Origin of the sequence: Candidatus Megaera venefica (assembly GCF_034554655.1) — a bacterium.
GTDB classification, from domain to species: domain Bacteria; phylum Pseudomonadota; class Alphaproteobacteria; order Rickettsiales; family Rickettsiaceae; genus Megaera_A; species Megaera_A venefica.
In genome coordinates this window covers 1-8,108 of the sequence record NZ_JARJFB010000087.1, presented here as the reverse complement: position 1 = coordinate 8,108, position 8,108 = coordinate 1, and the positions used below count along the sequence as shown (strand labels likewise).

At 35.9% G+C, this 8,108-nt stretch carries 7 protein-coding genes; all 7 read left to right on the top strand.

Annotated features, from left to right (window positions below; translation table 11 throughout):
- The first annotated feature begins 240 nt into the window (after nucleotides 1-240).
- Nucleotides 241-2,892: an alanine--tRNA ligase gene (alaS, locus tag Megvenef_RS05880; RefSeq protein ID WP_322777048.1), complete on the top strand. Its 2,652-nt coding sequence runs from the start codon at nucleotides 241-243 to the stop codon at nucleotides 2,890-2,892.
- Between the two features lie 23 nt (nucleotides 2,893-2,915).
- Nucleotides 2,916-4,112 carry a serine hydrolase domain-containing protein gene (locus Megvenef_RS05875; RefSeq protein WP_322777047.1) on the top strand — a complete coding sequence of 399 codons (1,197 nt, stop codon included), beginning with the start codon at nucleotides 2,916-2,918 and terminating at the stop codon, nucleotides 4,110-4,112.
- An 11-nt stretch (nucleotides 4,113-4,123) separates the two neighbouring features.
- Nucleotides 4,124-5,143, top strand: a complete 1,020-nt coding sequence (tsaD, locus tag Megvenef_RS05870) for a tRNA (adenosine(37)-N6)-threonylcarbamoyltransferase complex transferase subunit TsaD (RefSeq protein WP_322777049.1) — start codon at nucleotides 4,124-4,126, stop codon at nucleotides 5,141-5,143.
- 21 nt (nucleotides 5,144-5,164) lie between these two features.
- Nucleotides 5,165-5,683, top strand: coding sequence for a c-type cytochrome (locus Megvenef_RS05865; protein WP_322777046.1), 519 nt, complete (start codon nucleotides 5,165-5,167; stop codon nucleotides 5,681-5,683).
- 280 nt (nucleotides 5,684-5,963) lie between these two features.
- Nucleotides 5,964-6,431: an NfeD family protein gene (locus Megvenef_RS05860; protein ID WP_322777045.1), complete on the top strand. Its 468-nt coding sequence runs from the start codon at nucleotides 5,964-5,966 to the stop codon at nucleotides 6,429-6,431.
- 159 nt (nucleotides 6,432-6,590) lie between these two features.
- On the top strand, nucleotides 6,591-7,565 hold the full coding sequence (locus Megvenef_RS05855) for a MerR family transcriptional regulator (protein ID WP_322777044.1): 975 nt from the start codon (nucleotides 6,591-6,593) through the stop codon (nucleotides 7,563-7,565).
- A 215-nt stretch (nucleotides 7,566-7,780) separates the two neighbouring features.
- The coding region (locus Megvenef_RS05850) for a transposase (protein WP_322776028.1) at nucleotides 7,781-8,108 on the top strand (328 nt) is incomplete at its 3' end.

The window sequence follows — 8,108 nt, the reverse complement described above, 5'->3', positions numbered from 1 at the left end:
GTATTAAGCTTTTTGCTTTGAAACCTGTTAATCCAATTTACGATAGAACTTAGTATCATTTATTGATAGTTTTGATTAAAAAAGCTTTTCTGTATTACTTAATATTAGAGTAGGGAGTAATCAGATCAAGCTCAATAGCAACAGAAAACAATAAAAGGCTTTTTAAATTAATATTGTAATTTAGCCATAAATTTATTAAGGTTATGGTCTATAAAATTCTTAAAAATTGTAATTAGTTCTATGCATAAAATTACTACGCAACAAATTAGAAGTACCTTTATCGATTTTTTTAAAGCTAATGGACACACTCATGTTCCTTCAAGCTCATTGGTTCCGCATAATGATCCAAGTTTAATGTTTGTTAATTCTGGGATGGTGCAATTTAAAGATGTATTTACCGGAATCGATAAGCGTAGCTACTCAAAGGCTACCTCTTCACAAAAATCTGTTCGTGCAGGTGGTAAACATAACGATCTAGATAATGTTGGGTACACGGCAAGGCACCATACGTTTTTTGAGATGTTAGGTAATTTTTCCTTCGGTGATTACTTCAAAGAGGAAGCAATTTTTTATGCATGGAATTTATTGACTAAAGAATATAAGCTACCGAAAGAAAAGTTGTATGTAACAGTTTATCACAATGATGACGAAGCAGTATCTTACTGGAAAAAAATTGCTGGTATTGGCGATAATCGTATAATTCGCATTAATACAAACGATAATTTTTGGTCAATGGGTGATACTGGTCCGTGTGGGCCATGCTCTGAAATTTTTTATGATCATGGAGAGTCTATTCCTGGAGGATTACCTGGAACCCCGGAGCAGGATGGAGATAGGTTCATCGAAATCTGGAATTTAGTTTTTATGCAATTCGAGCAAGTCGATAAAGATAATCATATTTTGTTGCCGAATAAGTCAGTAGACACTGGTATGGGCTTAGAAAGGATCTCAGCTGTAATTCAGGGTGTACATGATAATTATGATACGGATATTTTTAAAGAAATAATTGGCCATACGGAATCTATTTTAAAAGTAGCTGCTAAGGGTGAGGCTCTGTTTTCATACAGAGTTATTGCTGATCATTTGCGTTCTAGTGCTTTCTTAATAGCTGATGGTGTAATGCCCTCAAACGAAGGTAGGGGTTACGTGCTAAGAAGGATAATGCGCAGAGCTATGAGACATGCACATCAGCTTGGAGCAAAAGAGCCGCTGATGTATAAACTACTGCCGAAATTGGTTGATTTGTTTGGTCATACATATTTGGAATTACCTAGAGCTGAAGATTTTATTTCAAGTATTTTAAAACAAGAGGAAGAAAGGTTCAAAACAACCCTTGACCGCGGTTTAAAACTTCTTGAAGATGAAGCAAAGCTTATTGCTAAAGGCGGAGTGTTGTCTGGAGAGGTGGCTTTTAAACTATATGACACATATGGCTTTCCATTAGATTTGACAGAAGATATTCTGAAAAAACAAGGGGTTACAGTAGATAATAAAGATTTTGATAAGCAAATGAATTTGCAAAAGGAGAGAGCAAGAAAAGCTTGGGTAGGTTCTGGTGAGCTTAAGACTGATGCAATATGGTTTGATATATTATCGGAATTTGGTTCTACAGAGTTTCTTGGATATTCACTCGAATCGGCTGAAGGTAAAGTTCTTTCTCTGGTACAAAATGGCAAAAAATTGGAACAAATTTCTAAGTCTGGTGAGAAGTTTACCTTAATAGCCAACCAGACACCATTTTACGGTGAATCAGGTGGGCAGATGGGTGATATTGGTATAATAGAATCACCACATTGTAAAATACAAGTATTAAATACAATGAAATTTTTGGGTAAAGTTATAGGGCATGTTTGTCTTTTAGATGAAGGAATTGTTTCTATAAATGACGTAGTTAAAATGTCTATAGATCTTTCTTATAGAAAACATTTAAAAATGCATCATACCGCTACTCATATTTTACATGCAGTACTACGAGATGTTCTTGGAAGGCATGTAACTCAGAAAGGCTCTTTAGTTGCTGAGGATAAGCTTAGGTTTGATATTAGTCATCCCAAAGCGTTGACAAAGGCTGAGATTAAATTAGTAGAAGAAAAAGTAAATCAAATTATCTCTGATAACTCTAAAGTTGTTACGAAGCTGATGTCTACCGATCAGGCTATGGAGGCAGGAGCTATGGCATTATTTGGAGAAAAATATGATGCTGAAGTAAGGGTAGTTTCCCTTGGTGCTTTTGAAGATAACACCAATCCTTACTCTTTTGAATTATGTGGTGGTACACATGTTAAAAGAGCAGGAGATATTGGTGCATTTAAGATTCTCAGTGAAAGTGCTATTGCAGCTGGTATCAGAAGAATAGAGGCGGTATGTGGTAAGTTTGCTTTTAAAGAGATTGCAGCCAATGAAGAGCTACTTAATGAACTTATTGATATTCTTAAAAGTAACAAATCAGAATTATTACAAAAAGCTGATAGTTTGCTAGTGTCGAAAAAGGATCTCGAGAAACAGGTTGAAAAAATACAGATAAGTAGTTTGATGTTGTCAGATGATGATATTAATAAAACATCTGCATCTATAGACGAAGGGCGTTTACTTTACAAAATCATTCCAGAAAATATTGACGCTAAAATTACTCGTATAGCAGCTGAAAATCTATCTAAAAAATATAATGATTTAGTGGTTGTATTTGTAAGTAAAACCGCTGAAAAGCTATCAATTGTTATTGCAGTTTCAAAAGAAATATCACAAAGATATAATGCTAACGAGATTTCAAAACATTTATCGAGTTTTATAGGTGGAAGTGGTGGAGGGCAAGCTGGTCTTGCTCAGGTGGGTGGAAGTAACCTTACTAAGTTGCAAGGACTTGACCATGAACTTATCAAAATATTGAGTTAATAAAACAATAGGGGAAAGGTTGTATGAGAAAGTATATTATTCTGTTTTTAGCGTTAGTATTAAATTCGAGTTTGTCTTTTGCAGATAAGGATCTAAGAAATAAAGTTAGCCAAGCTAGTAAAGACTATTTATCTTCACGGTTTATGAATGGTACCTATATGTTTTGTGACGATGACGGTGTTATAGAACAAGGAGCCAAAGGCCTGCACTCTTTTGAAACAAAAAGAGAACTAATCTCAGAACAAGCGATGCCTATTGCTTCTACAACAAAAACAATGACAGCTGCTGCTATTTTAAAGCTGCGTGATCGGGGGTTACTGGACGTCAATGATAAAGTGGCCAAGTTTTTAACTAAGGAAAGTAATATATGGACGGATGGCGTTGTGCCTGCATGGGCTAATAAAATAACTATTCATAATTTGCTTACTCATAGAAGTGGCTTAACCGAATATTTTATGGGCGCCAAGCTAGATATCACCAAACCACACTCAGAAATTAATAAAGATATTGTCAATTTTGCTGCTGGTAAGGAGCTAACATTTGAGCCAGGAATTAAGCATAATTACTGTAATACCAATTATGTGCTTTTGGGACTAATCATTGAAACGCTATCTGGTAAAAGTCTCGCTGATTTTTATGCCGAAGAATTTTTTAAACCCCTTGGAATGAATGACACAAGATTGATTAACCTTGCAGAGGCCGTTAAACACCAAGTGGAACCTGGTTCTACAAATTATCCTATTCGCTATTTTGTAACGCCAACTGGTAACTCTGAGCCTCAGTTTAATGTAGCTAAGTCAGAATTCATTATGGTTCCCTATGCTGATGGTGGTGTAGCTTCGACTGCCAAAGATCTCATTACGTGGAATAAAGCTCTGCATTCTGGTCAAATAATTTCAGATAGTTCTTATAAACTGATGATAACAAGACATTATCAACTTCCTGAAGATCTTAGTGATGGTATAAAAAAATATACTGGCTATGGTCTATTTATATCTGAATTAGAAGGTGGAGACGTAGTATACCATCATGCTGGTAAAGCTTTAGCTATAAGATGTGAGTCAGGTTATATACCATCTAAAAATTTATATTTTGCCGTTCTTAGTAACGTTATGAATTATGTTCCTAAGGAAATGCAAGATAAGATAGATATGGAGAAAGTGGAAAATCAACTCGATATTGCTTATTTCACAAAGCATATTTTTGATTCAATTAGGTAGTTTTTTTGTCCATTAAAGTCCTCGGGTTAGAATCTAGTTGCGATGATACAGCTGCGGCAATAGTCTCTTCTGGTCATAATATTCTTGCAAATATTGTTATTTCGCAAACCGAAGAGCACGTGGCTTTCAAAGGAATTGTGCCAGAAATTGCAGCTAGATCTCATCTTTATAATATCAAATCAGCTATCGATAAATGTTTGTTTGAAGCATCAATAACGCTGCAGGAAATTGATGCTATTGCAGCAACTTCTGGACCTGGGTTAATTGGTGGTGTGATTGTGGGGTCGATGTACGGTAAGGCTCTTGCTAGCGCTTTAGATAAGCCATTTATTGCAATTAATCATCTTGAAGGGCACGCTCTTACAGCAAGACTTACTAACAATGTTGAGTTTCCTTACCTACTTTTGCTGGTGAGCGGAGGGCATTGTCAATTTGTTGCAGTACATGCGTTAGGTAAATACACAATTTTAGGCCAAACTTTGGACGATGCAGTAGGTGAGGCCTTTGATAAGGTCGCAAAGATGATGAATCTAGGGTTTCCTGGAGGTCCTATTATTGAAAAAATAGCTACTAATGGTGATCCGAAGAGATTTAACTTTCCCCGACCTTTATATAATCAGAAAAATTCTGATATGTCTTTTTCTGGACTCAAGACGGCAGTTAGGCTTAAACTTCAAGAAATTCCTGTGCTATCAGATCGCGATATGAGTGACGTTGCAGCAAGTTTCCAACAAGCTGTTTGTGATGTCTTAGTTCAAAAAACAAAATTTGCCATAGATCAATACGAGAAGATGTGCCAAGGAAAGAGATTGGTTGTTTCTGGTGGAGCTGCTGCAAACAGCCAAATCAGAAGTGACCTAAGCGTTCTATCAGAAAGATTAGGGTATAATTTTGTTGCACCACCGATAAAATTATGTACCGATAACGCTGCTATGATTGCTTTTGCTGGACTTGAGAGGTTAAAAGTTGGTATAATGAACGGTATGGATTTCAAGCCAAGAGCTCGTTGGAGTTTGGAAGAATTGCTATAGTTATAAAAAAATATAGTGTTTATGTCAGGGTTAGAATTAAATAAAATTGCGGCTGCAGTGTTGCTAGCTAGCTTGATCGCGATGGTAGTTGGGGTTGTAGCGAATGCTCTTTATAAACCTAAACTAGAAATAGCTCAGCGTGGCTATCAGATAGAGGTATCAGAAACATCTTCTAGCCATGGTAACCAAGGACCAGAGGTACCAGTGGATATTTCTGCGCTTATGGCTTCTGCTAATGCAGAAGATGGAGCCAAAGTTGTAAAAAAATGTTTAGCTTGTCATACTCTAGATGAAGGTGGGGCAAACAAAATTGGACCACATTTATGGAAAATATATGGTTCTGCTAAAGCCAAAAAGGATGGTTATGCGTACTCAAAAGCAATGGCTGCTGCCGGTGGAATTTGGGATAATGAAAGTTTATACCATTTTCTTAATAAGCCAAGTAAATTTTTACCAGGTACAAAAATGAGCTTTGCTGGTATTAGTAAACCACAAGACATTGCTAATGTTATAGCGTATTTAAAAGAGAAAGCTAGTTAAGCTGAACTATGCGATAAGAAATAATAGAGTAGTTTTTGTACAGGGACTGCTTACCACGCACCGTCATCCTGAACTCAACTTAACCACCGTCATGCGAAAACTTGATGAGAAGCTTGCGCCGGGCCTCTTGGCCCAGCATCTAATGAGACGGAAAGAGATCCTGGATCAAGCGCAGGGATGACTGGTTTTTGCTTGTGAGGACTTTACAATAATGACAACTATGGCGCCTACAAACCTGGCTCTTACCCATAGTTCAGGTTAACTTTAGTAGAGAATTATTATGACGATTACTCCAGTAGAAATATGGCTTGTAGTAGGTATTATTTTTATATTGATAGAATTTAGTAAGTTACCTGGTATAGGATTTTTATTTCTCGGACTAGGGGCAATGTCTAGCTCAGTGATTTTTTATTTCTATCCCGAGATACAAAATTATCAAGTTGCATCTGTTGGATTTTCGTCATTAGCATGGTTTTTGGTTTTATGGTGGCCACTTAAAGCTTTTGTTTATGCTAAGAATAAAAATTTAGGCAAAGATTATTTTGATATTGTTGGTATGCAAGTGGAAGTAGCTCTTGAGGATATTAAGCCAGGTAGTATTGGGCAGGTTTACTGGTCTGGTACAATTATGAATGCTCAACTTAGTAGTAAAGAAAAGGTTGCACGAGTAGGAGATAAGCTTTATGTATTAGAAGCCAAGGGCAACATACTCATTTGTAGTCATAATACTAAGTCTAATTTAAAATAATCCAATAACTTGGCGTGTTATTACTTCCTATAGGCCTCTCTCTATCGCCCCTTGCTGATGAATTACCTATAGTAGGAAAAATAAATACAATTTTTATAAAAAACCTCTTGATCCTATAGTTACTATATACCTTATCTTCTAAAATAAGGAGGAAAAATAATGACTCATTGGTACGTTAAGACTTTAAGCAAATTAACTGGTGTATCGGTGCAAACGCTGCATCATTATGACCGTATTGACTTGTTAAAGCCTAGCTTGCGTCTATCCAATGGTTATCGTGTGTACTCCGAAAAGGATTTATTGCAATTACAACAGATTATTGCTTTGAAGTTTTTTGGCTTTGAACTTTTGAAAATTAAGGCATTGCTAACAAGTAATGCGGGAGCATTTGAGCATTTTTCTGTTCAAGCCCAATTTTTAGAGCAAAAAGGCAATAGTTTGCTTGATGCAAGCAAAGCGCTTAAAAGCATTATTTCTAACGTAGGTGACGATAAATCAATTCCTTGGGAAACCATTATTAAACTAATTGAGGTATATCGTATGACACAACAACTTGAACATTCCTGGGTTAAAGAAATATTTACTCCAGAAGAATTAAAACAATATGCAGCCTTTGAAATTGAGTGGAAAACTAATTCTACACCAGAGAAGAAAGCAGAATTCGAAAAAAATTGGGCTAATTTAGTATCTGAAATTAGCAACAATCTTGATAATGATCCCAAATCAGCAATCGGTATTGATATCGGAGAAAAGTGTATGTTATGGGTTAATCAAGTGTATGGCAAAAAATACGCTCATTTACGCACCAAAAAATTCGAAAAAGGTTTTGGTGAAGGAAGAGGTCTTAAAGAGGTGGGCTTAACACCCGAAATTGTATCTTGGATGGACAAGGCAATGGATGCTTATTGGAGAGGGCGCATTTATGGGATTTTGAATAAAGTAGGATCTGGAGTTTCTGATGAGGCAATTTTCAAACTATGGAATGAAGTTCTTGATGATATGTATGGAGAAGATAATGCACGTAAAAAAGAAATTTATGACCTCGCATTAGCTGATGAAAAAGTTAGTGAAAAAGCAAAAGAATGGCTAAGGACATTAAGAGATTTAGTGATTATTAATAACCACCTATTGTAGAAAGATTATTTTTTTGTTATTCCAGCGGAGGCGAGAATCAGGTTTTTTAGTGGTTTTTCCCTAAATTCCTGATTCCGCATGGGAATGACATTAATTAGTCCCTCCGTCAAAACTCTCCCCGCCTGAATTAACAAGGGGTTTCATGTCATAAACAGCTTACAAAATCCATAAGAAAATGGTATAATTACCGCATAAAGCTTACGGATTTTAAAATTATGCCTATAGAAAATATTACTTTTCTCCAAAAACAAGAAAGGTTATTTGAAGAGAAATTATCTACAAAACTAAATCCTAAAAACAAGTTATATAAACTAAGGGATTTAGTAAATTGGTCTGAACTTGAAGCCAGAGCATTGCCTAACATTGAAATCAAGCAATTTGGTAGAAATAAGAAAGATCATAGAGTAATGCTAGCACTATCAATGCTTCAAGCTATGTACAACGGTTCTGATTCGTTTACGGAGGAAGAGCTAAAGGAAAATATTTATTGGCAATATTTTTGTGGTTATGAATATTTGCAGCAAGATCTTGATGTGTCTGAAG

What these genes read in the sequence shown, in the direction of transcription:
- Megvenef_RS05855 (WP_322777044.1), top strand. Translation starts at nt 6,591, where the DNA reads ATGACTCATTGGTACGTTAAGACTTTAAGCAAATTAACTGGTGTATCG.
- Megvenef_RS05875 (WP_322777047.1), top strand. Translation starts at nt 2,916, where the DNA reads ATGAGAAAGTATATTATTCTGTTTTTAGCGTTAGTATTAAATTCGAGT.
- Megvenef_RS05860 (WP_322777045.1), top strand. Translation starts at nt 5,964, where the DNA reads ATGACGATTACTCCAGTAGAAATATGGCTTGTAGTAGGTATTATTTTT.
- Megvenef_RS05865 (WP_322777046.1), top strand. Translation starts at nt 5,165, where the DNA reads ATGTCAGGGTTAGAATTAAATAAAATTGCGGCTGCAGTGTTGCTAGCT.
- alaS (WP_322777048.1), top strand. Translation starts at nt 241, where the DNA reads ATGCATAAAATTACTACGCAACAAATTAGAAGTACCTTTATCGATTTT.